General features: G+C 34.5%; 24 protein-coding genes and 1 tRNA gene. 13 read left to right on the top strand and 12 right to left on the bottom strand.

The genetic code is table 11. The features are described 5' to 3' along the window. Together ABJF52_RS09120 and ABJF52_RS09115 are read left to right on the top strand one after the other, a co-directional pair. Positions 1-1,825, top strand: a 1,825-nt coding sequence (locus tag ABJF52_RS09120; RefSeq protein WP_348149286.1) for a TonB-dependent receptor, incomplete at its 5' end; no start/stop codon positions are given. Between the two features lie 28 nt (positions 1,826-1,853). Continuing rightward, on the top strand, positions 1,854-2,414 hold the full coding sequence (locus tag ABJF52_RS09115; protein WP_348149284.1) for a type 1 periplasmic binding fold superfamily protein: 561 nt from the start codon (positions 1,854-1,856) through the stop codon (positions 2,412-2,414). Between the two features lie 18 nt (positions 2,415-2,432). Here ABJF52_RS09115 and ABJF52_RS09110 read toward each other — a convergent pair whose 3' ends face one another. From ABJF52_RS09110 to folE, 5 genes are all read right to left on the bottom strand, one after another. After that, a complete protein-coding gene (locus ABJF52_RS09110; protein ID WP_348149282.1) occupies positions 2,433-3,308 on the bottom strand; it encodes a sterol desaturase family protein in 876 nt (291 codons plus the stop codon). 71 nt (positions 3,309-3,379) lie between these two features. Then, a complete protein-coding gene (locus ABJF52_RS09105; protein WP_348149280.1) occupies positions 3,380-3,820 on the bottom strand; it encodes a monoheme cytochrome C in 441 nt (146 codons plus the stop codon). Further along, positions 3,821-5,047 carry a sulfite oxidase gene (locus ABJF52_RS09100; RefSeq protein ID WP_348149278.1) on the bottom strand — a complete coding sequence of 409 codons (1,227 nt, stop codon included), beginning with the start codon at positions 5,045-5,047 and terminating at the stop codon, positions 3,821-3,823. Positions 5,048-5,105: 58 nt separating this feature from the next. Next, positions 5,106-5,417, bottom strand: a complete 312-nt coding sequence (locus ABJF52_RS09095; RefSeq protein ID WP_348149276.1) for a hypothetical protein — start codon at positions 5,415-5,417, stop codon at positions 5,106-5,108. A gap of 116 nt (positions 5,418-5,533) precedes the next feature. Beyond that, complete coding sequence (folE, locus tag ABJF52_RS09090; protein WP_348149274.1) at positions 5,534-6,133, bottom strand: GTP cyclohydrolase I FolE; 600 nt, start codon at positions 6,131-6,133, stop codon at positions 5,534-5,536. Between the two features lie 152 nt (positions 6,134-6,285). Between folE and ABJF52_RS09085 the strand changes: the two genes are divergently transcribed. From ABJF52_RS09085 to ABJF52_RS09060, 6 genes are all read left to right on the top strand, one after another. Continuing rightward, the gene (locus ABJF52_RS09085; RefSeq protein ID WP_348149272.1) at positions 6,286-6,987 is read left to right on the top strand and encodes an ABC transporter ATP-binding protein; all 702 of its coding nucleotides are present in this window, start codon (positions 6,286-6,288) and stop codon (positions 6,985-6,987) included. 8 nt (positions 6,988-6,995) lie between these two features. Further along, entirely contained in the window at positions 6,996-7,559 is a 564-nt protein-coding gene (locus ABJF52_RS09080; RefSeq protein WP_348149270.1) for a CPBP family intramembrane glutamic endopeptidase, read from the top strand. Next, a complete protein-coding gene (locus ABJF52_RS09075; RefSeq protein ID WP_348149268.1) occupies positions 7,556-8,320 on the top strand; it encodes a TIGR02757 family protein in 765 nt (254 codons plus the stop codon). Before ABJF52_RS09080 ends, ABJF52_RS09075 begins: the two co-directional genes overlap by 4 nt. A 9-nt stretch (positions 8,321-8,329) precedes the next feature. Further along, positions 8,330-9,196, top strand: coding sequence for a hypothetical protein (locus tag ABJF52_RS09070; RefSeq protein ID WP_348149266.1), 867 nt, complete (start codon positions 8,330-8,332; stop codon positions 9,194-9,196). 85 nt (positions 9,197-9,281) lie between these two features. Then, positions 9,282-9,974, top strand: a complete 693-nt coding sequence (locus tag ABJF52_RS09065; RefSeq protein WP_348149265.1) for an SGNH/GDSL hydrolase family protein — start codon at positions 9,282-9,284, stop codon at positions 9,972-9,974. Between the two features lie 42 nt (positions 9,975-10,016). Continuing rightward, positions 10,017-11,702 carry an NAD(P)/FAD-dependent oxidoreductase gene (locus ABJF52_RS09060; RefSeq protein ID WP_348149263.1) on the top strand — a complete coding sequence of 562 codons (1,686 nt, stop codon included), beginning with the start codon at positions 10,017-10,019 and terminating at the stop codon, positions 11,700-11,702. Between the two features lie 12 nt (positions 11,703-11,714). On the opposite strand, the gene ABJF52_RS09055 is transcribed toward ABJF52_RS09060, so the two are convergent. Then, entirely contained in the window at positions 11,715-12,539 is an 825-nt protein-coding gene (locus ABJF52_RS09055; protein WP_348149261.1) for a fumarylacetoacetate hydrolase family protein, read from the bottom strand. Between the two features lie 126 nt (positions 12,540-12,665). On the opposite strand from ABJF52_RS09055, the gene ABJF52_RS09050 reads away from it, so the two are divergent. Both ABJF52_RS09050 and uxuA read left to right on the top strand, forming a co-directional pair. Next, positions 12,666-13,472, top strand: a complete 807-nt coding sequence (locus ABJF52_RS09050; protein ID WP_348149259.1) for an SDR family oxidoreductase — start codon at positions 12,666-12,668, stop codon at positions 13,470-13,472. Positions 13,473-13,487: 15 nt separating this feature from the next. Next, positions 13,488-14,696: a mannonate dehydratase gene (gene uxuA, locus ABJF52_RS09045; RefSeq protein WP_348149257.1), complete on the top strand. Its 1,209-nt coding sequence runs from the start codon at positions 13,488-13,490 to the stop codon at positions 14,694-14,696. A 1-nt stretch (position 14,697) separates the two neighbouring features. Here uxuA and ABJF52_RS09040 read toward each other — a convergent pair whose 3' ends face one another. After that, entirely contained in the window at positions 14,698-16,260 is a 1,563-nt protein-coding gene (locus tag ABJF52_RS09040) for a sulfatase (RefSeq protein WP_348149255.1), read from the bottom strand. Positions 16,261-16,436: 176 nt separating this feature from the next. Here ABJF52_RS09040 and ABJF52_RS09035 point away from each other — a divergent pair, with 176 nt between their 5' ends. After that, on the top strand, positions 16,437-17,144 hold the full coding sequence (locus tag ABJF52_RS09035) for a Bax inhibitor-1 family protein (protein WP_348149253.1): 708 nt from the start codon (positions 16,437-16,439) through the stop codon (positions 17,142-17,144). Between the two features lie 54 nt (positions 17,145-17,198). On the opposite strand, the gene ABJF52_RS09030 is transcribed toward ABJF52_RS09035, so the two are convergent. Genes ABJF52_RS09030 through ABJF52_RS09015 form a run of 4 tightly spaced genes read right to left on the bottom strand, consistent with a single transcriptional unit; the run spans position 17,199 to position 22,015 of the window. Then, complete coding sequence (locus tag ABJF52_RS09030; protein ID WP_348149251.1) at positions 17,199-18,449, bottom strand: FAD-dependent oxidoreductase; 1,251 nt, start codon at positions 18,447-18,449, stop codon at positions 17,199-17,201. Between the two features lies 1 nt (position 18,450). Next, the gene (locus ABJF52_RS09025; protein ID WP_348149249.1) at positions 18,451-19,458 is read right to left on the bottom strand and encodes a 4-hydroxyproline epimerase; all 1,008 of its coding nucleotides are present in this window, start codon (positions 19,456-19,458) and stop codon (positions 18,451-18,453) included. A gap of 20 nt (positions 19,459-19,478) precedes the next feature. Next, on the bottom strand, positions 19,479-21,065 hold the full coding sequence (locus ABJF52_RS09020; protein ID WP_348149247.1) for an aldehyde dehydrogenase (NADP(+)): 1,587 nt from the start codon (positions 21,063-21,065) through the stop codon (positions 19,479-19,481). 17 nt (positions 21,066-21,082) lie between these two features. Next, positions 21,083-22,015, bottom strand: coding sequence for a dihydrodipicolinate synthase family protein (locus tag ABJF52_RS09015; protein WP_348149245.1), 933 nt, complete (start codon positions 22,013-22,015; stop codon positions 21,083-21,085). A 144-nt stretch (positions 22,016-22,159) separates the two neighbouring features. On the opposite strand from ABJF52_RS09015, the gene ABJF52_RS09010 reads away from it, so the two are divergent. Together ABJF52_RS09010 and ABJF52_RS09005 are read left to right on the top strand one after the other, a co-directional pair. Then, positions 22,160-23,011 (top strand): AraC family transcriptional regulator, encoded by an 852-nt coding sequence (locus tag ABJF52_RS09010; protein ID WP_348149243.1) that lies wholly within the window; start codon positions 22,160-22,162, stop codon positions 23,009-23,011. A gap of 88 nt (positions 23,012-23,099) precedes the next feature. After that, positions 23,100-24,659, top strand: a complete 1,560-nt coding sequence (locus tag ABJF52_RS09005; protein ID WP_348149241.1) for a M28 family peptidase — start codon at positions 23,100-23,102, stop codon at positions 24,657-24,659. Between the two features lie 120 nt (positions 24,660-24,779). Here ABJF52_RS09005 and ABJF52_RS09000 read toward each other — a convergent pair. Further along, a tRNA-His gene (locus ABJF52_RS09000) sits at positions 24,780-24,855 on the bottom strand. Between the last annotated feature and the right edge of the window lie 31 nt (positions 24,856-24,886).

The raw sequence follows: 24,886 nt of genomic DNA, 5'->3' as shown, positions 1-24,886 counted from the left end.
TCCTAATATTGATATTAACGGTTCTGGTACAATCGCAGTAATAAAAGGAGCAGCGGCATTACAATATGGTGGTGATGCTATTGGGGGGGTTATAGTAATTGAGCAGCCCAAAGTAAAAGAAAAAGACACGCTATTCGGTAAAACGGTAATTAACGGGGTCTCTAATGGCCGTGGTGGTAATATTAGTTCTGAACTTACTAAAGCTTTCGAAAATGGTGTTTTTGTAAAAGCACAAGGTTCATTTAAAAGAATAGGTGATCGTGAGGCTCCAAATTACGTACTATCAAATACATCTATCTCAGAGAAAGCTGGTCAAATTAATTTTGGAAAACTATTGTTCAATTGGGGAGTTAATGTAAAATACTCTTATTTTGAAAGTGATTTGGCAATTTTAAGGGCCTCACATATCGGCAATGTTGATGACCTAATACGAAGTATTAATAGTCAACAACCTGAAACAATAAATCCTTTTACTTATGATATTGAAAGCCCTCGCCAAGAAGTTGCTCATCATATCGGTAGTTTTAATTTCTATAAAAGATTTCAAGGTTTAGGAAAGTGGAATGTTCAATATGATTTTCAAAACAATAGAAGATTTGAGTATGACATTCGTGTCGGTGATGATGCTAATAAAGCCTCTATAGATTTAGACTTGACTACTCAAACCTTATCTACTGATTTTAAGTGGGATTCTGAATATAAGTATAAGTTACATACAGGCGTTTTAGGGCGCTATCAAGACAATTTTGCAAACCCAGCAACAGGCGTTAGAAGATTGATACCTGATTATGAAAAATATGATTTGGGAATATTTATTATTGGAGAATATCATTTTGGTGATAATCTAATTGCTGATGGTGGATTACGATATGATTATAATCGAATAGATGCAAAAAAATTCTATCGTACTTCACGTTGGGAAGAGCGTGGGTATGACACCGAATTTCAAGACCTTGTTATTGAAGATTTAGGCACTCAATTGCTTGTAAATCCAGTTCTTAATTTTCATAATATATCCGGAACATTGGGTATGGAATATCAAGTAGATAATTCGTCAAAACTACGGTTTAATTATGCACTTGGGCAGCGAGCACCAAATCCTTCAGAACTATTTAGTGATGGATTACACCATTCGGCATCACGGATTGAATTAGGAGATTTGCGAATTGCAAATGAAACTTCACATAAATTTTCACTTTCAAGAGAAGCGAATTATAATCGGTGGGGTTATAGCATTGAACCGTATGCAAATTTTTTAAAAGACTTTATAGTATTAGAACCTACAGGTGTTGAATACACCATACGTGGTGCTTTTCCTGTTTGGTCTTATCGCCAAACTTCAGCAAGAATTTTAGGCGTTGACGCGACCGTATATTCTAATTTATGGGACAATTTGAGCACAAGTCATAAGTTTTCTTTGACTAAAGGGGTCGATACCGATTTCGATAAGGCATTAATAAATATACCTGCGGCCAATTTTAGAAATCGTGTGACATTTAGTCAACCAAAATGGTCCAATTTCGAGTTTTCAATTGAAAGCAATTATGTGTTTCGACAAAATGAATTTCCAGAAGATATAATCGTATTCTCACCAGAACAACAACAAGATGTATTATTGAAAATTAATACTTCGCCACCAGCGTATCATTTATTATCGGCATTTTCTAAAGTACAATTTCCTATAGGTCTAAAAAACCAATTACAAATTGGCTTAACTGTAAACAATGTTATGAACACAGAGTACCGCGATTACCTAAACCGAACACGCTTTTTCGCAGACGATTTGGGACGCAATTTTATACTGCAATTAAATTTTAAATATTAATTACTAATTTATAAATACTATGAGAAAAATGAAGAGTACAAACCGTTTTATTAAGACAACCATTATATTAACAGCTTTGGTTAGCTTCACTGCTTGCTCAGATGATGACGAAAACCCTGAGGTTGTAAATGAAGAAGAAGTTATTACCACTATGAATGTAACATTAATCGCCAGTGGTGCAGAAACAATTACACTTCAGTCGCAAGATTTGGATGGTGATGGACCAAACGCACCAGAAATAACAGTTTCAGGTAATTTAACTGCAAGTACAGTGTATAATGGCAGTATTGAATTATTAAATGAAACTGAAACTCCTGCTGAAGATATTACTGAAGAAGTAGAGGAAGAAGCTGACGAACATCAGTTTATTTTTGTTTCTTCGGGTTCAGTTGCTAGCACAGCTTATAGTGATGAAGATGCCGATGGAAATCCCGTGGGTATTGAATTTACCTTAACTACAGGTGATGCTGGTACTGGAACAATTCAAATCACATTGCGTCATGAGCCAACTAAACCAAATGATGGTACGTTAACTGGTGCTGGTGGAGAAACCGATATCGCACAAACATTTAGTTTGACAGTAGAATAGAAATTTTCAGAACTATTATCAGTTTTGGTTTTTACCAAAACCATAAAACATTTGTTTAAGGAAACCCGGTGGTACTTTTTCATCACCGGGAAATCCTAAAGTTATCGTTCCGCTATCTTCGGGAATGTAATTCGTTTTAAATATATAGTCCCAAATACTTAAACTTATTCCATAATTCACACCATTTTTCCCTTTCGGTATTTCATAGGCATGATGATACAAATGCATTACAGGATTATTAAATATATAACGTAATGGACCCCAGGTGATTTTAATATTCGAATGATTAAAATGGCCTACGGCTACTGCAAAGAAATGTACTATTATGGCCTGTTCTGGTTCAAAACCTCCTAATAACATTACTCCAAGTGTTTTTAAAGGCTTATAGATTACATTCTCCATCCAATGATAACGCATATGTGCAGCAAAACCCATTTCTTTTACACTATGGTGTATTTGATGAAATTGCCATAAAAATTTATACCGATGTAACATAACATGAGTAACCCATTGAACAAAATCTAAAACAATAAAAAATAACAAGAGCTGGGCCCACATTGGTAATATTGATAAATCTATAAGCGCAAAGCTGCTCATTGAAAGTCCAAAATCTGCAAATAGCAATTCTAAAATTTTATAAAATCCACTTATAAAAATGGCGAATACAAAGAAGTTGAAAAACATATAAAAAGCATCGAGCCAAAAATCTTTTCTAATTATCGCTTGATTTTTTCGCCAAGGAAATAATACCTCTAATGCAAAAACTAAAAACGAAATTATTACTATTCCCCAAAAGAAATTGGAATACCACGGCACCTCAAATAATATGGATTTCCAAGTCCAATTTAATGTTCCTAAAAAAGAATTTAAAAAACCGTCGATATACTTTTCCAAACTACCTGTTTTATTGCTAATGCATTAGTCTGTTGTAAATCTAAAAACTTACGCCCAATTATAATAGAATATTACTTTAAAGCGTACCATTCAATATCTTTTAAGGGTGCCCTCCTACCCGTTTCTTCAGGAGCATAATTCTTAGCTAGATAATTTAAAATAATTTCTTCATTATCACCAAGTTGCCATAAATTTTGTGACTTCTGCATCCAACGTATTGTAGCTAGCCAACCATCTTTGGTCATTCTATTCTGGGTTACTAATTCAGCGGCATGACAGGTAGTACAATTGTTTATTACTGTTTGCATCCCTTCATCTTCAATAAACCCTGTACGAGAATCAAGACCATTTTTTATTACTTCTTTTTCAATATCTGTTGGTGTCATACTATGTTCAGAAGGTCCTCCAAAATATAAACCTATAATACCCGCAACAATTGCTATTACACCTATAATAATTAGTATGCGGTAGCTTTTTCTTATCCGTTTTTCGGTAGCTTTATTTTCACTCATCTAAGCTACTTTTATTGCAATTCTATGACATGCATTGTTCAAATACCCTTTAGGATTCCATCCCGGCAATAACATTGGTTGACTTATTCCTTGAGAATCTGTGGCTCGTGCCCAAACTTCATAATATCCTTTTTCTGGAAAAGCTATGCTCGCTGAGAAATGTTGCCACGCTAATCGATTAACGGGTTTTTCAACGGCACAAGTTTTCCATGTACTTCCAAAATCAATTGAATATTCCATTTTAGAAACTTCCAGTTCTCCAGCCCATGCGTGCCCTCTTATTTCTAACTTTTTACCTTTATCTATAATAGCACCAGATTTTGGGAGTGTAATTAGTGATTTTACCGGCATCGATTCAATAATACACATATCTTCATCTTTCACCTTTTCCCCTGGAGCAACTGGTTTACAAGGAACACGGTACGAACTTCCTGTCATTTTAGGGCCATCATGTTCTACATTTCTTATGCTTATTCTATTCACCCATTTACCCGATACTGACGCGGGCCAACCTCCAGCAACTAAGCGCAATGGAAAACCATGCGCTAAAGGAATCGGTTCTCCGTTCATTTCAAAAGCTAATAAGGTTTCATCTTGCAAAGCTTTTGCAATAGGGGCTCCTCTTGAAATAGGTTCTTTTGAAGGATCTCTACTTAAATGAATGTCCGCTGCATGATACCCAATATAAACTGCATCATCCTTAACCCCCACATCTGCAAGTACATCTTTTAAACGTATACCTGTCCATTTTGCACAAGAAACTGCTCCAATAGTCCATTGATTACCTTTTGCTGGAGGACTGAATTCACTTCTTCCATTTCCACCACATTCTAAAGTGAGCTGATATGAATACTGCTTGAATTTTGTTTTTAATTCATTTAAGGTATATGTTTTTGTTTTTTCAACAGATTCACCATCAAGGGTTAAGGTCCAATTATCGGCATTTATATCCTCTGGAATAATTCCATTATTTCTAAGAAACATAAACTTGTTTGGTGTAATTTTATCATCCAATAAATGAGCCTTTGCTTCCATGTTCCATGGCTTGCTATTAAGCAAAGTCATGTCTACATCTTTATCAAATAATTTAAAGGGGTCGGGGTCTTGTAAGGCTAATAAATTATAGCCTTTCGGCATATTATCACCATACACAATATCAGCGCCAATTACAGCCGCCAATGAGCCTAAAGTGGCCTTTTTTATAAAATTTCTTCGCTTAAAATCCATCACATAAAATTAGATATTTTTATGCGGAAGTTAAAAATAAAACGCCCTGATTTATGAATTATTCGGCATCCACTTCAATGATTTTTTTCTTCTTTTTGGCATTCTTAAAAACGTACGTATAAAACCACATTATTGTGAAAGTTGGAAGTACATCTAAGCCGGGCATTAATTCTTCTAAAAAGGTAATTGCCCCTGCAGTTTGTCCTGCTTTTCCTTTATACATTCTAGTCATTATCCAAGCGGAAATAGGTGCCCAAATAATATCTGAAAATGCACCAATACCAGGAATAAAATAAGATGCCATGCCAACAGCATCTAAAAGCAATCCAAGAAATAGATTACGTGTTTTGTTATCTTTTAATTTTGACATAGTTCTAAAGTTAGTATTCAGAATAAAATTATGCAAATAAGATGCCAAAAATAATTAGCATTCTAGCCTTTTCAAAAGCTTTTAATACCGCTACTGAATTTATGTCCTTTAGAATTTTAAGATAAATCCGAACTTATTAATTTAAGAAATTCATTTCTAGTTTCTTGCTTTTCAAATTGACCTCTAAAGCCAGAAGTTGTAGTCACTGAATTTTGTTTTTGCACACCGCGCATCATCATGCACATATGTGATGCCTCAATAACAACAGCTACGCCTTGTGGCTTAAGCGTATTATTTAAACACTCTAAAATATCATGAGTTAAGCGCTCTTGAACCTGCAATCTTCTAGCAAAAACATCAACCACTCGTGGGATTTTACTTAAGCCTACAATGTGTCCATTAGGAATATAGGCTATGTGTGCTTTTCCAAAAAAAGGCAACATATGATGTTCACATAAAGAGTATAATTCAATGTCCTTTATTATGACCATATCATCATAATCCTCTTTAAACATAGCACCCTTTAATATTTCCACAGGATCTAAATCGTAACCTTGTGTAAGAAACATCATAGCTTTTGCAGCTCTTTCCGGGGTTTTAACTATGCCTTCTCGAGATGTATCTTCACCAAGTTCATCAATAATCTTTGAAAAGCTCCCTTTAATTTCATTGGTAGCTTCTACATTATATTCTTCTAAATTCTTGTATTGCTTCATTTATTCACTTTAGATAGTTGTGCAAGTTATACAACATAATCCTAGGTCGCAATAACAATGCCAAAATAACCTTAATATATGTAGTTTGGAGATCGCTTTAATTTTGCCATGTCTGGTACAATGATTACTTTCAAAACTTAAAATTACTATGGATGATTAAAGCATCAAACATTCAAAAATATTACGGTAATCTACAGGTATTAAAGGGTGTAGATTTGCATATAAAATCTGGTGAGATTGTCTCAGTGGTCGGTGCATCTGGCGCCGGAAAAACGACCTTACTTCAAATTTTGGGTACTCTAGACAAGCAATCGAATGAAAAAGAAAGCACTTTAGTATTAAATGGTATTGAAGTGACGAACTTAAAAGGTAAAGAATTAGCACGATTTAGAAACGAGCATATTGGTTTTATTTTTCAGTTCCACCAGTTATTACCTGAATTTACTGCTCTTGAAAATGTATGTATTCCTGCATTTATTAAAGGTACTTCAAAAGCAGAAGCAGAAAAAAGAGCGTTAGAATTACTTGCTTTTTTAGGACTTTCTGAACGAACAAATCATAAGCCTAATGCGTTATCTGGAGGTGAACAACAACGTGTAGCCGTTGCCCGTGCGTTAATTAATAGTCCTTCTATCATATACGCAGATGAACCTAGTGGTAACCTTGATACCGAAAGTGCAGATAATCTTCATAAATTATTTTTTGAATTGCGCGATAAATTTGGACAAACTTTTGTTATCGTTACCCACAATGACGAATTAGCAGATTTAGCAGACCGAAAACTTACCATGGTCGACGGATTAATTACAAGTTCAGAAACTGCAACCACAGCATCGATAACTGAAATTAATTAGAATCGGTTATGTTCGATGACTTATTACTGTTTTTAAAAAAACCAGTCTATATTGAAGATGAGAATGCAGAGTTTAACTATCGCAAAAAAATATTTTTCCAAATTTTAATTGGCGCACTAGTAATTAATATTGGTTTGACGCTCATTTTTGGGATGATAGAACCTATTTTCGGTCTTGACCTAGGAAATCATGCTATAGACGATGCTCTAGATAAGTACCCTTTACTATTTTCAGGTTTTGTAGCAGTTATATTAGCTCCTGTACTTGAAGAATTATTTTTTAGAGGTCCAATGATTTATTTTAAAAATAAATCTTATTTCAATATTATTTTTTGGGGCCTTACCATTGCTTTTGGATTAATCCATATTACCAATTATGAGGTTACGACAACCACACTTTTGTTAGCACCTCTTTTAGTATTACCCCAGATAATTGTGGGGGCTATGTTAGGTTTTATTCGCGTGAAATTTGGTCTTGCATGGGCAATTGGACTACATGCTTTTTATAATTTAATTCTTATAGGACCCATTTTATTAGCACTTGCTTTTGATATTTCAATTCCCACAGAATGAATCAAAAAGAACTTAAAGAATTTTTAGATGCTAAAGTTGAGCAATACAACAAGCCTAAATATTTAGAAAGCGATCCTATTCAAATTCCACATCGATTTTCTAAAAAAGAAGATATTGAAATCAGTGGATTTTTAACTGCAACTATAGCTTGGGGAAATAGAAAAAGTATTATTACCAACGCTAATAAACTTATGGATAAACTTGGTAATTCACCATATGACTTTATTATAAATCACGAAGAAAAAGATTTAGAAAATTTACAAGGTTTTGTACACCGTACATTTAATGCTGAAGACCTCACTTTTTTTATATCCAGTTTAAAAAACATTTATAAAAACCATAATGGTTTAGAAGCTGCATTTTCAATTGGTATTGAAGAAAATTCGGTGCAGCCAGCAATTTCAAATTTTAAAAAACTTTTTTTCGAACTACCACATCAATCGAGAACAACGAAACATGTAGGAGACCCATTAAAAGGTAGCGCAGCTAAGCGCTTAAATATGTTTCTGCGTTGGATGGTTCGCGATAATTCTACCAAGGTTGACTTCGGTTTATGGAAAAGTATTTTATCTTCACAATTATCTTGTCCTTTAGATGTTCATTCAGGCAATGTTGCCCGAAAATTAAATTTGCTTACACGCAAACAAAACGATGCTAAGGCATTGGCTGAACTTGATTATAATTTAAGAAAGCTTGACCCACATGATCCGGTAAAATATGATTTTGCACTTTTTGGATTGGGAGTTTTTGAGAAATTTTAAAACATAAAAATGAAAAAAATTATTCCACTTTTTGTTCTAACAATTTTGTTATTATCAGCCTGTAATTCGTCTGATAAAAAGTCAATAATCCAAACTGAAAATCTGTATGCATGGTGTATTGTACCTTACGATAGTTTAAAAAGAACACCTATTGAACGAATAAATATGCTTAAAGAAATAGGCATTACAAAATATGCATATGATTGGCGTGATGAACATTTAGCGACTATGGCTGAAGAACTTCAATTAGCAAAAAAGAACAATGTAGAAGTAATTAGTGTTTGGCTATGGATTGATAATAATGCGAACACCATTGAAAGGTTAAGTGACTCCAATGAAAAGCTTTTTGAGATAATTGAAGAGGTTGGTTATAAGGGCCAAATCTGGGTTAGTTTTCATGCTAATTTTTTCGATAACTTATCTGATGCTGAAGCAGTAGAAAAAGGTACTAATATGATTTCTAATTTGAGTAAGAGAGCAGTTGCTTTAAACTGTACCATTGCCTTATATAACCATGGTGATTGGTTTGGTGAACCAGAAAATCAAATTAAAATTATTGAGGCCTTACCAAATGAAGAATTAGGCCTTATTTATAATTTCCATCATGCTCACCATCAATTGGAGAATTTCCCCGAATTAGTAAAAATGATGATGCCTTATTTATGGAGTGTTAATTTGAATGGTATTCGTAAAGGTGGTCCAAAAATTATGACAATAGGAGATGGAGATTTTGAAAGGGAAATGATTAATCAATTGATAGCAGCGGGCTACACAGGAGATTTTGGTATTCTTGGACATATAGAAAATGGTGATGTAAAAGAAGTTTTACTATCAAACTTAGAAGGTCTGAAAAAACTAGAAATAACAACAAAATAGCACAAAACCATTGCTGACTTTTAAAATGTGATGACTTATCAGTATTTTGTGAGTGATGAATTTCTATAGAAAACCAATTAGAATTATGAAAATTATAAAAATCAATCTTTTAACTTTTGTTCTACTCTTAGGACTAACTGTAACTGCACAATCGAAAGAAGATTGGCCAAATCTTAAACAATTTCAAGAAAAAAATATGAAAGTTGGAGAACCATCAATTTATGAAAATAGGGTTGTTTTTATGGGTAATTCCATCACGATAGGTTGGATAAATAATAGACCTGAATTTTTTAAAGACAAACCATTTGTAAATCGAGGAATTAGTGGTCAAACTACACCACAAATGCTATTGCGATTTAGACAAGATGTTATTGATTTAAAACCAAAAGTTGTTGTAATTCTTGCTGGCACCAATGACATTGCCGGTAATACAGGACCAATGACGTTAGAACAAATATTAGATAACATCAAGTCGATGGCTGAAGTTTCTGAGGCAAACAATATTAAGGTGATTTTATCTTCAGTACTTCCTGCTTATGATTATCCTTGGCGACCTGGATTAAAACCAAATGAAAAAATACCTGCGTTAAATAAAATGATAAAAACCTACGCCGAAGAAGCTGGCCATATTTATCTCGATTATTTTACAGCAATGGCCGATGAACGTAACGGATTACCTAAAAAGTACGCGCATGATGAAGTGCATCCTACGCCAGAAGGTTACGCTGTAATGGAACCTTTGGTAGAAAAAGCAATTGCCGAAGCTTTGGCCAAGTAGTTAAAAAACAAAACTCTTTTTTGAATTGAGTTACACAACTATATGATTGAAAACAAAAAGAGTACTAAAAATAAGTGGGATACTATAGTTATTGGTGCAGGCGCAGGTGGTCTTGCTACAGCTATTTGTCTTTCTAAAGCAGGTCAAAAAGTATTGGTGCTTGAAAAACATGATGTCCCTGGAGGTTGGTGTCATAGTTTTTACTTGGATGGTCACCGTTTTACTCCAGGGGTACATTATGTAGGTCTTTTAGAAGAAGGGGAAACAACAAACAACTTATATAGTGGATTAGGAATTGCTAGTGAATTGACGTTTTTTAGGATGAATCCTAACGGCTATGAGCATGTTAGAATGGGAGATCAGAAATTCGATTATCCAAATAATTTCGATCTACTCATTAAACGGCTACAAGAAAAATTTCCCAAAGAAAAAAAGAACATTTATACCTACTTAAATCTCATAAAAACCGTGAGTAAAGAGGTGCAAATGATACCACATTTTAAAGGATTTTGGAACAAATTATTTATGCCGTATAAAACTAGGCATATGGGTAAACACGCTCCGTTTACTTTAAACCGTATTATTAATAGACATATTAAAGACCCTTTATTAAAACGAATTTTAAATATACAATGTGGCGATCATGCATTAGCCCCAAATAAAGTTAGTTTTTTAATGCATGCAGGTTTAATGACTCATTATTTTAGTGGTGGATTTTACCCTATGGGTGGCGGAGGCGCGCTCATAAAATCGATGACGAATGCCATTAAAAGAAATAATGGGGAGGTATGGACTAGCAACGGTGTTCAAAAAATACTAATTGAAGACGGTACTATTAAAAAAGCCATTGGCGTTGAACTTGAAAATGGCAGAAAATTATATGCAGACCGAATAGTTTCGAATACAGATCCTGATATCACTTATAAAAAACTAATTGGTGAGCAGCACCTTAGTAAAAAATTATTAAAGAAATTAAACAAGACTAAATATTCTTGTACTTCATTAATGTTATTTATGACTATTGATTACGATTTAAGAAAGGCGGGGCTAGATTCTGGTAATATTTGGATGATGCCAAATAGGGATGAGAATGCATATTATGCAGAAATGATGAAAGATGACTTAACTAGTGATGCTCCCTTTGAAGGAATGTTTATCAGCTGTACTTCGTTAAAAGACCCATCGAGTTATGATGGCAAGTATCATACTCTAGAAGCAATTACTTTGGTGGACTACTCCCCTTTCGAAAAATTTAAAAATGAAAGTGAACAACGTTCACAAGAATATCTCGACTTTAAAAATTTACTAACTAAGAAAATGCTTAAAGGACTTGAAACCGTTGTCCCCAATATTTCCGAACATATTGTACAGTTAGAATTGGGCACACCTATTACCAACGAATATTATGTAAATACTACACGAGGAAGTATCTACGGTACCGAAAAAAGTCTGTGGAATATTGGACCATTTGCGTTTAAAAACAAAAGTGAAATAGAAAACTTGTACCTCTGTGGCTCAAGTGTACTGTCGCATGGTGTGGCGGGAGCTTCGCATTCGGGTGTTGATACAGCAGCACAAATTTTAGGTTGTACCTCTAAAGATTTAATTAAACCTGACCCTTCGCAACAAGTGCAATTATTTGATGCAGAAGATGATAGCAATTATCCGGAATGGTTACAGAAAAAAATCAATCTGAAAAGGGATAGAGCTAAAACAAAAGTTAAGTAATTAATACTTCTACTACTGCCCTACTGTATTGATAAGCGTTCCAATATTATCAATGGAAATATGTACTTCATCGCCAATATGTAATGTAAATTCATCCGGTGGAATAATTCCTGTTCCTGTCATTAGAAAACAACCTTTAGGAAAATTACATTCTCTAAATAGGTAGCCAACTAAATCCGTTAATTTACGCTTCATATTACTCAACGGAATTTCCCCTTTAAAAGCAGTGGCTCCACTTCTAAATATTTCTAATGTAATAAGTGAATCTGGATCTATAGGTTCACCCGATAAATATATACACGGTCCTAAAGCCGCGCAAGCTTCATAGGTTTTTGCTTGTGGTAGATATAAAGGATTCTCTCCTTCTATATCTCTAGAACTCATATCATTTCCAATGGTATATCCTTCAATAGTACCCTCAGAACTTAATAATAAAGCCAATTCAGGTTCTGGTACATTCCATTTAGAGTCTTTACGGATTCTTACCGTTCCATTAGGTCCAACAGTCCTAGCAGCAGTGGCTTTAAAGAAAAGCTCAGGACGATCTGCAACATAAACACGATCATAAAAAGTACCGCCTCCAGCATCTTTCGATTCTTCCATCCTTGCATCTCTACTGCGCATATATGTAACACCCGAAGCCCAAATTTCTTGATTTTCTATTGGCGCTAGAATTCCTTCAGGCGAACCACAACTTTCCCATGTTTCAACTTCTTTTACCAATAAACTATAAAGATTTGTTCTATTTATAAATGCATCCCAATCTGTAATTTCCTTTTGGAAAAAATTAGAATTTAATTCTATACATACTCCGTCAACAGTCTTATAAATCTTCATGGGTTGGTCTAAATAATTATTAAGTTATAAAAGTAATTATTTTTAGAAATTAGTAAAGTCAATTTCCTATTATGATGAAGTAATATATAATATATTAAGTATATTTCAGGTTGATAGAAACAAAATATGACAGACCTTTTTAACCTGAAAGACAAGGTAGCAATAATTACTGGTGCGAGTGGTACTTTGGCCGGTGAAGCCGCAATATGTCTTTCCAATGCTGGTGTAAAACTAGCTTTACTTTCACGTAATAAATCATCGGTATCTGATTTAATAAAATTATTGCCTAATAAAGCAGTTGCTTTTGAATCTGATGTACTTTCCGAAGTACAATTAATAGCTACGCGTGAAGAAGTTTTAAAAGAATTTGGTGGAATTGATATTCTAATAAATAGTGCCGGTGGAAATTTACCTGGTGCTACTATACCCGATGATAAAACCATTTTCGATTTGGATATGGCCGATTTTCAAAAGGTTAATGAGCTTAACTTAAATGGAACAGTGCTACCATCCATCGTTTTTGGAAAAACAATGGCTGAAAACAAAAAGGGAGTAATGATCAATTATTCTTCTATGGCCGTTGCCCAAGCTATAAATCGAGTTCCTGGTTATTCTGCTTCTAAAGCTGCAATGGAAAACTTTACGCGATGGATGGCAGTTGAAATGGCCACAAAATTTGGAGATGGAATTCGTGTAAATGCTATTGCTCCAGGTTTCTTTATTGCTAAACAAAATAAAGCTGTTTTAATTAATGAAGACGGGTCTTATACGAAAAGAGGAAATGCTGTAATTCAAAAAACTCCTATGCGAAGATTTGGTAATACTGATGAATTAAATGGAGCCATACATTTTTTATGTAGTGATGCTGCTAAATTTATTACAGGAGCAGTTTTACCTATTGATGGGGGCTTTAGTGCTTTTAGCGGTGTATAATTAATCTATTATTTTATGAAAACTCTACATACATGGCGTTGGTATGGACCAACAGACCCTGTTAGCTTACAAGATGTTAAACAAGCTGGAGCAGAAGGGGTTGTTTCTGCATTACATCAAATACCTACCGGTGATATTTGGACGATAGAAGAAATTTTAAAACGTAAAAATAGCATAGAAGCGGCAGGACTTAAATGGACGGTAGTAGAATCTTTACCAATACATGAGGACATAAAAATTAGAAAAGGTAATTACAAACAATACATTGAGAATTATAAAGTAAGCCTTGAGAATTTAGCGAAATGTGATATTAGATTGGTATGCTATAATTTTATGCCCGTATTGGATTGGACACGTACTAATCTTTTTCTTGAAATGAAAGATGGCTCTAAAGCATTGGCTTTTCAATTTAGTGCCTTGGCAGCTTTTGACCTTTTTATATTGAAACGACCAAGTGCACAAAAAAACTATTCTCCCAAGCAAATAGAAGAAGCCAAATCTACTTTTGAAGCTATGTCAGAAAATGACAAAAAAGATTTAGTCAAAACAATTATTGCTGGCTTACCAGGTTCTGCTGATGGTTATCCAATGCGTGAAGATGGATACGATTTAAGTCTTTTTCAATCAAAATTAGACGATTATAAAGATATTGGTGAAACTGAAATGCGAAAGCATTTAGTTGCTTTTCTTGCAGATGTAATTCCGACTGCAGATAAAAATGGCGTAGCACTTTGTATTCACCCAGATGATCCACCTTTCGCTATATTAGGTTTACCTCGAATTATGTGTACCGAAGCAGATTATGCCCATATTTTTGAAAATGTACCATCGATAAATAATGGTATAACATTATGTACTGGTTCACTAGGTGCTAGAGCTGATAATAATTTAATACAGATTATTGAACGGTTTGCGGAGCGATTACATTTTCTACATTTACGAAGTACACAACGCGATGGTAATAAAAATTTCTATGAAGCTAACCATTTAGAAGGTGATGTTCCAATGTACGAAATCGTAAAAAAAGTTCTAACTGAACAGCAAAGACGTAAAAAAGAAGGTAGAAGTGATTGGCAAATACCAATGCGTCCAGATCATGGTCACCTTATGTTAGATGATCTACATAAACATACCAATCCTGGTTACTCTGCCATTGGCAGACTACGAGGACTAGCAGAACTACGTGGACTCGAATTAGGAATTTCTAAATTCTTATCTAAATAACTTACTTATTTCCAAAGGCATCCGAAATAATACTTGTCATTTCAGGGTGATTTGCATCTAAGTCACCGTATTTCTTTCGCTCATTCTGTATAGCTATTTTCATCTCAGCGATGATTTTAGCATACTTAGGATTGTCATAACTATTTTGTAATTCTTTAGGGTCTTCTTGAATATCATAGAATTCCCAAGCCGGTTTCGTTACTACTTTATCTGTACCACGCATTCCTAATGGTTGACCGTAGAAAAAAGCCAATTTGTATCTTTCATTTCTAACTCCAAAATGTGCTGGTCTATCTGGATGATGTAACCAATATCTATAGTACATTTCTGATCTCCAATCTTCAGGGGAATTTCCCTTAAGTATCTCTCTAAAACTTTCCCCTTGCATAAAATCTGGTTTTTCAATCCCAGCATAATCAGCCATTAATGGTGCAAAATCAATATTTAATACAATATCATCAATGCGCTGTCCACCTTTAATTTCTTTAGGATATCGAATAACAAAAGGCATTTGTAATGATTCTTCATAAATTAAACGTTTGTCGAAAAAACCATGTTCCCCAAGAAAATAACCTTGATCTGCAGTATAAATAACAATTGTATTATCAGCAATACCCTCAGCCTCCAAATAATCTAATAGTTTACCGATATTATCATCAATAGCTGCACCACAACGCATAAAATCCTTCACTAATTTTTGATAAATTTTCTTGCGCTTTTGCACACTATCTAAACCTTCTAAAGGATAAGGTAATCCTGGATAATCCGTCCAGAAATTCTCAGGGTCTTCCGTTGCCTTTTTCCAACGAGCAGCTATATTCTCTAACTTTTGCCCCTTAAAAGTTCTACCTGTTGTCTCCTTACCAAAATCAAACAATGATGCTGGCTCCGGAATTTCTTCATTTATATATAAAGAATCGTATCGTTTGGGATAATCAAATGGTTCATGCGTTGCCTTAAAATTGCAAAACATTAAAAATGGTTTTGAGGTATCTCGTTTATTTAAATGCTCTATAGTTAAATCAGTAATCACATCAGTAGAAAATCCTTTGTATTCTGTACCTGAAGTAGCGGTATATCCGTCTTCCCAATTTTCTTCGGTTTTTAAAATGGGATTCCAATAACGACCTTGACCTGGAAGTACATTAAAATAATCAAAACCTTCGGGCTGTTTTACCAAATGCCATTTTCCTATTACTGCAGTTTGATAACCGGCTTTACCTAATTCTTTAGCAATATGCGGATGCCCTGGTGGTAATGGCTCGCTTAATGTATATACTTGATTTACATGACTATATTGACCTGTTAGTATTGCCCCTCTACTAGGTGTACAAATACTATTCGTACAGAAAGCATTCTCTAAAACTGCTCCTTCACTAGCTAGCCTTTCAATATTTTTGTTATTAACGTAATCCTTTAATATTCCACCATATATTCCCCAAGCTTGAGAAGTATGGTCATCGGAAAGAATAAATAGAATATTTGGAGGTGATTTTTCAGCATTTTTATCTTGCGCAAAAATCGAAGCACTAAAAATAAAAACAAGTACAAACAGGAATCTCATATTAAATCTTTTATTGAATAAAAACAATGACCAAGGTAATCAATAATCTTCGCTTTTAATGGGTTAAAAACCCATGAAATATAGGGATAACGAAAATAATTGCTATTCGTCTGATACATACAATTTTACTAATAAAGCCGCTGTTAAATTTAATTCAAACCTCAATAACATTTAATATGGAAAATCATCAAACACCTCAAACTGGAGTAGTTAGTCAACTTTCGGATCAAGTACGAGTTGCTTTTTACAAAAAAACCTATGCTCATTTAGCAGGTTCCGTTTTACTTTTTATACTTGTTGAAACACTTTTCTTTCAAATTGATCCTATTGTTAATTTTGCTTTATCAATGACATCAGGATACAGTTGGCTTATTATGCTAGGTGGATTTATGTTAATTACAAATTATGCAGAACGCTTGGCCTTACGAAGTGATAGTGTAAAAACACATTATATTGGACTTATTTTATATGTAATCGCAGAGGCTTTCATTTTTATACCCTTAATTTTTATTGCTATGATGATGGGTGGTGAAGGTGCTTTCGATATTTTAAATCAGGCTGCTATTTTAACATTATCGATGTTTACTGGTCTTTCAGCAATAGTATTCTTAACAAAGAAGGATTTTTCATTTTTAAAATCTGCTTTAACAATTGGCTTTTTTATTGCATTAGGCCTTATTATCGCTGGAACTATTTTCGGATTTAACCTTGGACTTTGGTTTAGTGTTGGTATGGTTGTTTTGGCATCTGGGTCTATTCTATATCAAACTTCGAATTTGATACATAAGTATCAACCAAATCAATATGTAGCTGCCTCATTAGGACTTTTTGCTTCGTTAATGTTGTTGTTCTGGTACATCTTGAGTATTCTTTCTAGGGAATAAAATATATACTGTAGTAAAAAAAGAGCATCCGCTAATTAACGGATGCTTTTTTATTTAAAATTTGCGGTCTGGTGCAAAACCTACTAAACTCATCGAAGATTTTTTATCAGAAATAATTTCAGAAACAAGTTTACCCGTTGCTGGACCTAAACTCCACCCCATCATAGCATGGCCAGTCGCAAAAGTTAGATTTTTAAACTTCGAACTTCTACCAATATACGGAAGCCCGTCTGGAGTAACAGGTCGCATTCCAGTTTTAGAAGCTGCTATTTCAGTTTTGGTAATCTCTAATTCTGGATAAAAACTACGTGCACCATTAGCTATTGCTTGAACGCGCTCTTTTCTAACCAAAGTATTAATTCCTGAAAACTCCATTGTTCCTGCGAAACGTGTAAAACCTTTCATAGGAGTTACTGCCATATTTGCCTCCATTAAAATTGCTGGCATTGATATTCCAGTATTTCTTTCTACGTTTATTCGATAGCCTTTACCAGCCTGAATTGGCAATGCAATATTAAGTTTTTTTGAAAGCTGTCCGCTCCAAGATCCAGCTGCTAATACTACTTCATCAGCTGCGTAGTTATCCTTATAAGTTGTAACATTTTGAATTAATCCATTTTCCATACCAATATCGATTACTTCTTCATTGGTTTTGATGTGAACACCAGCATCCTTAAGATATTTCAGCATTTTTGGCATAAACTCCGTAGGGGTCATATGTCCGTCACATTCATAATGAATAGCGCCTTCTGCATCTATTTTTATGTTTGGTTCAATATTTTCTATTTCTGCTTTATTTAATTCTGAAACTTCTAAACCTAAGGATTTTGCCTTGTTAGCTACTGCTATTTCATGTGAGTAGGATGTCTCAGTCTTATAAAGCATTAATAATCCTTTACGCTCTAATTGAAAATCACCTAAATCGCCCGACGACTTAATGCCTTCGAATAAATCTCGACTTAGTAGATTAATATCTTTTATTAGCGGTATTGCTTTATCAACTTTTTTGATTGTTGACGATTTATGAAAATACCACGCCCATTTAAAAAAGTCGACATCTATTCTAGGTTTCATGTAAAAAGGACTCGAAGAATTAAACATCCATTTAATACCTTGAGCAATCTTTCCTGGGGATGCTAATGGTATAATGTGACTGGGTGTTATATAGCCTGCATTTACAAAAGAAGCTCCTTCAGAAATATCAGATTTGTCTAAAACTGTTACTTCATGACCTTCTTTTTGTAAAAAGTACGCCGAACATAAACCAATAATACCGCCTCCGATTATTACAACTTTTTTACCCATATTAAATAACTTGAAACCCATGTGCATATGGGTCGTCATCATCAATAGTTAATGTATTGTGACCATAAACTCTTGCCCAACCTTGTATACTTGGTAAAATTGCTTGTTTGCCACCTAGTGTCGTCTCGGCCTCCACAACCCCAATGAACTGGGAGCCTATATAACTTTCATGAATAAATGAGTCTCCAACTTTTAATTTTCCTTTGGCAAACCATTGGGCCATTCTGGCCGAAGTTCCAGTACCACATGGGGATCTGTCAATCGCTTTATCCCCATAAAAAACTGCATTTCTAGCGTTAGCCTCATTCGAAATGGTTTCTCCAGTCCATAATATATGACTTACATTACGAATTGTTGAATCTTCTGGATGAATAAACAAATCTGGATATAGTTTATTTATGGAATTCCTAATCTCCCTACTTAGTCCAATTAATTCACTTGCTGAAAAATCTTGAATTCCAGAAAAGTTTTCTTGCGGGTCCAAAATGGCATAAAAGTTACCTCCATAAGCTACATCAAACTTAAGCTCACCCAGTACTGAAGAATGGACCTTTAAATCGGACGCAGCCAAATAAGACTTCACATTGGTCAATTTAACCCAATCTACTTTTTTTCCATTTTTTTTGTATTGAATTTCGACAAGTCCGGCTGGTGTTTCCATGCGTACTTTTCCCGATATTTTAGGAGCGATAAGTCCTTCTTCAATTCCAATAGTTATGGCGCCAATTGTACCATGACCGCACATTGGCAAACACCCGCTAGTTTCTATAAAAAGTATGCCGAAATCATTTGTTGGATCTGCAGGTGGGTAAAATATACTACCACTCATCATATCATGTCCTCTAGGTTCAAACATGAGTCCTTTACGAATCCAATCAAACTCTTTTAAAAAATGCTGTCTTTTATCACTCATGGTTCGTCCTTCAAGTTTTGGACCACCACTTTTAACAACACGTACTGGATTACCACAAGTATGTGCATCGATACATACAAAAGTATTAACCCCCATTTTAAGTCATTTAATTCAACTTATTCTATTTTGTCATATGTAAACTTACTGTCTACTAACCTATTTATTCCTAATGGATTATCATCCTTTAAAGCCTCTGGCAAAGCAGCTTGTGGCCAATTTTGAAAAGAAACAGGACGTACCCAACGCTTTATTGCAGAAGTACCTACTGATGTAAATCTACTATCGGTTGTTGCTGGAAATGGGCCTCCATGGTGCATCGAAGGACATACCTCCACACCAGTTGGTACACCATTAAAAATTATACGACCTACCCTACTTTGTAAGGCACTAACTACATAACTATATGTCGCGATTTCTTCAGTACTCCCTAATATTGTACCTGTTAATTGTCCTTCAAGTTTTTCAATAATTTCAGCCAATTCATCAGCATTTTCACAACTAACAACAACTGAAAACGGACCGAACACTTCTTGATGGAGCTTTGTGTTCTTTAAAAAGTTAGCACCATCTACAGTTAGTACTCTTTGTTTTGCATAATTAGGTGCGGCATCCTCGCTATATTCAGCAACTATGTTTACACCACCTTGACTAGACAACTCATTTTTACCGGTTTCAAATCCTTTAAAAATATTTGGATGTAACATACAAGTTGGATCTATTTCGACTATAGATTCTCCCAACGTTTTTATAAAGCTATCTAAAGTTGAACTTTTTATCCCTAAAATTAATCCCGGGTTTGTACAAAACTGCCCCGCTCCTAATGTTATTGAACCTGCATAACTTTTCGCCCATTCATCTCTCTTTTCTTCCAAAGCGGAAGGCAAAACAACTACAGGATTTATACTACCCATTTCAGCAAAAACCGGAATCGGTTCATCCCGCTGATTTGCCAAACGATATAAAGCAGTACCTCCTTTAATACTTCCTGTAAATCCAACTCCTTTAACCATAGGATGCATTACCAATTGCTGTCCTACCTCAATTCCACTACTATTTAAGTTTGAAAAAACACCATTAGGCATACCCGTTTTTTCAACAGCCTTTAATACAGCAGAAGCTACCATTTCACCGGTAGCAGCATGCATTGGGTGACTTTTTACAAGTACTGGGCATCCAGAAGCTAGGGCACTAGCAGTATCACCACCAGCCGTAGAAAATGCGAAAGGAAAATTACTAGATCCAAATACTACTATTGGACCAATAGGCATTAACATTTTTCGTAAATCCACTTTTGGCAAAGGTGCTCTATTTGGTTGTGCCGTATCAATAGTGGCATCTACCCACGAACCTTCTTCTAACAAATTAGCAAAAGCATTCAACTGCCCCATTGTTCTGCCCCTTTCACCTTTTGCACGACCTTCTGGAAGACCAGATTCTTTCATATAAGTCTGAATCAAGGTATCTCCTAATGCTTCTATTTCTTGAGCGATGGCTCTTAAAAAGTTTGCTTTTTTAGTATCAGAAAAAGCGCTGTAAATCTTAAAAGCGCCAGCCGCCTCTGCAACTGCAGTATCTATCTCTTCAGAAGTAGCCTCTGTAAAAGTCCACTCTGTTTCTGAATTTAATTTAGGATTAAAAGTTTTGTACGTTTTATTCCCCGTTGCTGATTTTTCAGCTCCAATGTAGTTTTTTCCAGTAATCATATACTTCTATTCAATAATTATGCTGTGGGTACAGCAATTAAATTTTTATAATCAGGTAATTTAGGTCTACTCTTAATTCCATCTGAAATAACTTTAAGCACACGCTCACGTTCCTTTCCTTCTAATGGCAATCTAGGAGCTCTAACATTTTCTGTCCCCAGACCTGTTGCAACTTCAGCCAGTTTAATATTCTGCACTAATTGCGGACTTATATCTAACTCTAACAAAGGTAAGAACCAGCGATAGATTACCGTAGCTTCTTTTACATAACCTGCTTTAGCTAGTTCATAAATAGCTACTGTTTCTTTAGGAAAAGCACAAACTAAGCCAGCAACCCAACCGTCTGCTCCTATTAATAAACTCTCTAAAGCTAATGGATCCACACCCGTAAGTATTTTCAAGTCATCACCGAAACGATTGCGTAATCGTCCAATATTTATGATATCCCTGGTAGATTCCTTTACCGCCTCAATATTATCCAATTCCATTAGTTCGGCAAACATATCTACAGTAACCTCTATTTTATAATCAATTGGATTATTGTAAATCATTATGGGTAAATCTGTACTTTCTGCTATCGTTTTAAAATAGGCAACAGTTTCTCTATCTGTTGACTTATAGCGCATAGGGGGTAAAATCATTAGTCCATTAGCACCGTTCTCTTCAGCATCTTTAACGGCCTCTATAGCAACACTAGTAGCTTGCTCTGCAATCGTCATTATTACAGGAATTTTACCATTAACAATTTTTACCGTTTCTTTAATCAAAATTATTTTTTCATCTCGAGTTAATGTGCTCGCCTCACCTAAAGATCCACCTAAAACAATTCCGTGTACTCCTGCTTTAATTTGCGCTTCAATATTAATCGTGAACATCCCTAAATCTAAGGTGTCATCTTTATTAAATTTTGTAGTTACCGCAGGCATTACACCCTCCCAGTTAAATTTCATAATTATGATGTGTTTGTTTTTTTTACAAAAATAATTGTGCTCTATAAAATTTGTTACTTCAATTTTATCTATTATTAATACTATATTACCGTTCTATTCCATATTTATTAAATTTAAGGTATAATATAAGCGTAATTATAGATTATGAAAGTTCTTGCTTTTGAAATACCAAAATCGGTTAACGACTCTATTCTACTACAAGTCGATATGCAAAAAACATTTTATAATTACTTACATCAACATGCACATATTCAAATAAGTTATATCTTTAAAGGTAATGGAAAACTATTAGTAGCTGACAGTATTCATAGCTATAAATCTGGTGATGTATTTACTATAGGTAGTCATACACCGCATTTATTCCAGAGTGCAAAAAACGATGAAACCTCACATATGATTTCTGTATTTTTCACTAAAGATAGCTTCGGCCAAAGTTTTCTTAAAATCCCTGAAATGAAAGAGATGCAGCGCTTTTTAAGCCTGTCTGAATCTAGTTTTAAATTACTGTCTAACGAGAAATCCATCAAACAACTAATTACAAACTTGTTAGACCAAAAAGGACTGGATAAGTTCATAAGCTTCCTAAAACTTATAAAACTGTTTACATTATCAGAGACAATATCACTAACAACTTTCATTAAAACAAAACAAATAACTCAGGACGAAGGGAGACGGATTGGATTGGTCTTTGACTTTGTTATGAATAATTTTCAAGATGATATTAGTTTAAATGATGTGGCATCGCTTATACATCTTACACCGAACGCATTTTGCAGATTTTTTAAGCAGCATACCAATAAGACATTTTTCGAATTTTTAATTGAACTCCGAATTGAACATTCTTGCCAGTTGGCAGTTAGGCCAGAAAACTATTCTATAGCAGATATTGCTGAGATGTCTGGCTTTTCGTCAATTTCTAATTTTAATAGAAAGTTTAAAAAATTAAAAGGAATTACGCCAAGTGATTACCGAAGTATAGCGGAATTTAATATCTAAATTACAATAGTATTCATTCGCTTAGATTATCCGATTATTTGATAATGATTCGCTATTTTTGTTTGTTTTTAAACAAAATTTTTCGAAAATGAAACAATTAATCTTTTTAGCGGTTTGTTTAGCAATGTCTTGCAATTCGTCACAAAAAGCTGCTTCTGATACAAATAAAGAAGTTTCTAATGTAGATCAATCTAAAAAGTTTGCTGAAACTATAACAGAAGAAGAATTAAAAGAACACCTATATACCTATGCTTCGGATGATTATGAAGGTCGAGAAACAGGAAAACCAGGCCAGAAAAAAGCAGTAGCCTATATAAAAGCGGAATATGAACGTTTAGGAATTCCTGCAGCTAAATCAGACGGTGACTACTTTCAGGATGTACCGTTGGAGATGACCGAACTTCCAACTGGTTCAATTAAAGTTGACGGTAAAGAATATAATCTTGGTGAATCTTTCTTAACTTTTACTAAAGCTACTGGAGATTTTGATGAAATAATTTATGTGGGCTTTGGAATAAAAGAAGATGGCTATTCTGATTATGAAGGTCTGGACTTAAAGGGTAAGATTATTTTAGCCAAATATGGTGAGCCTACAAATACCGATGGAACTTACAAATTATCGGGTACTGTAGAACCTTCGGCATGGAGTAATAGATCAGAAGCTATAGCAAAAAGAGCAAAAATTGCGGAAGAGAAAGGAGCTAAAGGTATGCTCTTTTTAGATGAATTGAATTACCCACGATACAAAGGCTATTTCGATTATATGAAGAAAAACGATGGCGGGCAGATGACAATTGCAAAAAACTCCAAAGAATTCTTTTACCTTGTCTTAAATAAAACCTTAGCACAATCAATTCTTAGTGATATCGATGCTAATGAAAAACCACACTCAATTCCATCTAAAATAAGTTTTAATCTTTCTGGGGATAATTTAAAAATAGAATCAGAAAATGTTGTGGCCATACTTGAAGGTTCTGAAAAACCAAATGAATACGTTGTTATTTCTTCTCATTTAGATCATATAGGAGTTAATGCCAATGGTGATATAAATAATGGTGCCGACGACGATGGATCTGGTACTGTTTCGCTATTAGAGATTGCTGAAGCCTTTAAGGAAGCGGCAGAAAATGGTAATGGCCCAAAACGTTCCATAGTATTTTTGCACGTAACTGGAGAAGAAAAAGGATTATTAGGGTCGCAGTATTATACTGATTTTGACCCGATATTTCCATTGGCTAATACTGTTGCTAATTTAAATATAGATATGATTGGTAGAATTGACCCAAAACGTGAGGGTGAGCGTAATTATATCTACTTAATAGGATCTGACAAACTAAGTACAGAATTACATGAACTCTCCGAAGAGGTAAATAATAAGTATATGAATATTGAACTTGACTATACTTATAACGATGAAAATGACCCAAATCGATTCTATTATCGCAGTGATCATTATAATTTCGCCAAGAATAATATTCCCATCATATTTTATTTTAATGGTACCCATGACGATTATCATAAACCAGGAGATACACCGGATAAAATAAATTACGATTTACTTGAAAATCGTACCAGGTTAGTGTTTCATACGGCCTGGGAAGTTGCAAATAGAGCAAACAAACTAGTAGTTGACAAGGCTATTAATTAAGTTGTCCATACTTTTAATAAAAGTCCGCTAACATAATGTTAGCGGACTTTTTTATTGTTTTTGATTTAGAGAAAATTTGGAGCACAAAAAAACCTCTTATTTCTAAGAGGCTTTACTTTTGGGTGGAAGATGGGGCTCGAACCCACGACCCTCGGTACCACAAACCGATGCTCTAACCAACTGAGCTACAACCACCATTTATTGCGAGTGCAAATGTAATTTTTTTT

It is taken from the genome of Aurantibacter sp., from assembly GCF_039941195.1.
In the GTDB taxonomy this organism is placed as follows: Bacteria; Bacteroidota; Bacteroidia; order Flavobacteriales; family Flavobacteriaceae; genus Aurantibacter_A.
This window is presented reverse-complemented; position numbering and strand designations above follow the sequence as displayed.

Bases quoted from the DNA above. Each gene is read 5' to 3' on its own strand.
- ABJF52_RS09115 (WP_348149284.1), top strand. From the start codon at position 1,854: ATGAAGAGTACAAACCGTTTTATTAAGACAACCATTATATTAACAGCT.
- ABJF52_RS09105 (WP_348149280.1), bottom strand. From the start codon at position 3,820: ATGAGTGAAAATAAAGCTACCGAAAAACGGATAAGAAAAAGCTACCGC.
- ABJF52_RS09100 (WP_348149278.1), bottom strand. From the start codon at position 5,047: ATGGATTTTAAGCGAAGAAATTTTATAAAAAAGGCCACTTTAGGCTCA.
- ABJF52_RS09095 (WP_348149276.1), bottom strand. From the start codon at position 5,417: ATGTCAAAATTAAAAGATAACAAAACACGTAATCTATTTCTTGGATTG.
- folE (WP_348149274.1), bottom strand. From the start codon at position 6,133: ATGAAGCAATACAAGAATTTAGAAGAATATAATGTAGAAGCTACCAAT.
- ABJF52_RS09085 (WP_348149272.1), top strand. From the start codon at position 6,286: ATGATTAAAGCATCAAACATTCAAAAATATTACGGTAATCTACAGGTA.
- ABJF52_RS09080 (WP_348149270.1), top strand. From the start codon at position 6,996: ATGTTCGATGACTTATTACTGTTTTTAAAAAAACCAGTCTATATTGAA.
- ABJF52_RS09075 (WP_348149268.1), top strand. From the start codon at position 7,556: ATGAATCAAAAAGAACTTAAAGAATTTTTAGATGCTAAAGTTGAGCAA.
- ABJF52_RS09070 (WP_348149266.1), top strand. From the start codon at position 8,330: ATGAAAAAAATTATTCCACTTTTTGTTCTAACAATTTTGTTATTATCA.
- ABJF52_RS09065 (WP_348149265.1), top strand. From the start codon at position 9,282: ATGAAAATTATAAAAATCAATCTTTTAACTTTTGTTCTACTCTTAGGA.
- ABJF52_RS09060 (WP_348149263.1), top strand. From the start codon at position 10,017: ATGATTGAAAACAAAAAGAGTACTAAAAATAAGTGGGATACTATAGTT.
- ABJF52_RS09055 (WP_348149261.1), bottom strand. From the start codon at position 12,539: ATGAAGATTTATAAGACTGTTGACGGAGTATGTATAGAATTAAATTCT.
- ABJF52_RS09050 (WP_348149259.1), top strand. From the start codon at position 12,666: ATGACAGACCTTTTTAACCTGAAAGACAAGGTAGCAATAATTACTGGT.
- uxuA (WP_348149257.1), top strand. From the start codon at position 13,488: ATGAAAACTCTACATACATGGCGTTGGTATGGACCAACAGACCCTGTT.
- ABJF52_RS09040 (WP_348149255.1), bottom strand. From the start codon at position 16,260: ATGAGATTCCTGTTTGTACTTGTTTTTATTTTTAGTGCTTCGATTTTT.
- ABJF52_RS09035 (WP_348149253.1), top strand. From the start codon at position 16,437: ATGGAAAATCATCAAACACCTCAAACTGGAGTAGTTAGTCAACTTTCG.
- ABJF52_RS09030 (WP_348149251.1), bottom strand. From the start codon at position 18,449: ATGGGTAAAAAAGTTGTAATAATCGGAGGCGGTATTATTGGTTTATGT.
- ABJF52_RS09025 (WP_348149249.1), bottom strand. From the start codon at position 19,458: ATGGGGGTTAATACTTTTGTATGTATCGATGCACATACTTGTGGTAAT.
- ABJF52_RS09020 (WP_348149247.1), bottom strand. From the start codon at position 21,065: ATGATTACTGGAAAAAACTACATTGGAGCTGAAAAATCAGCAACGGGG.
- ABJF52_RS09015 (WP_348149245.1), bottom strand. From the start codon at position 22,015: ATGAAATTTAACTGGGAGGGTGTAATGCCTGCGGTAACTACAAAATTT.
- ABJF52_RS09010 (WP_348149243.1), top strand. From the start codon at position 22,160: ATGAAAGTTCTTGCTTTTGAAATACCAAAATCGGTTAACGACTCTATT.
- ABJF52_RS09005 (WP_348149241.1), top strand. From the start codon at position 23,100: ATGAAACAATTAATCTTTTTAGCGGTTTGTTTAGCAATGTCTTGCAAT.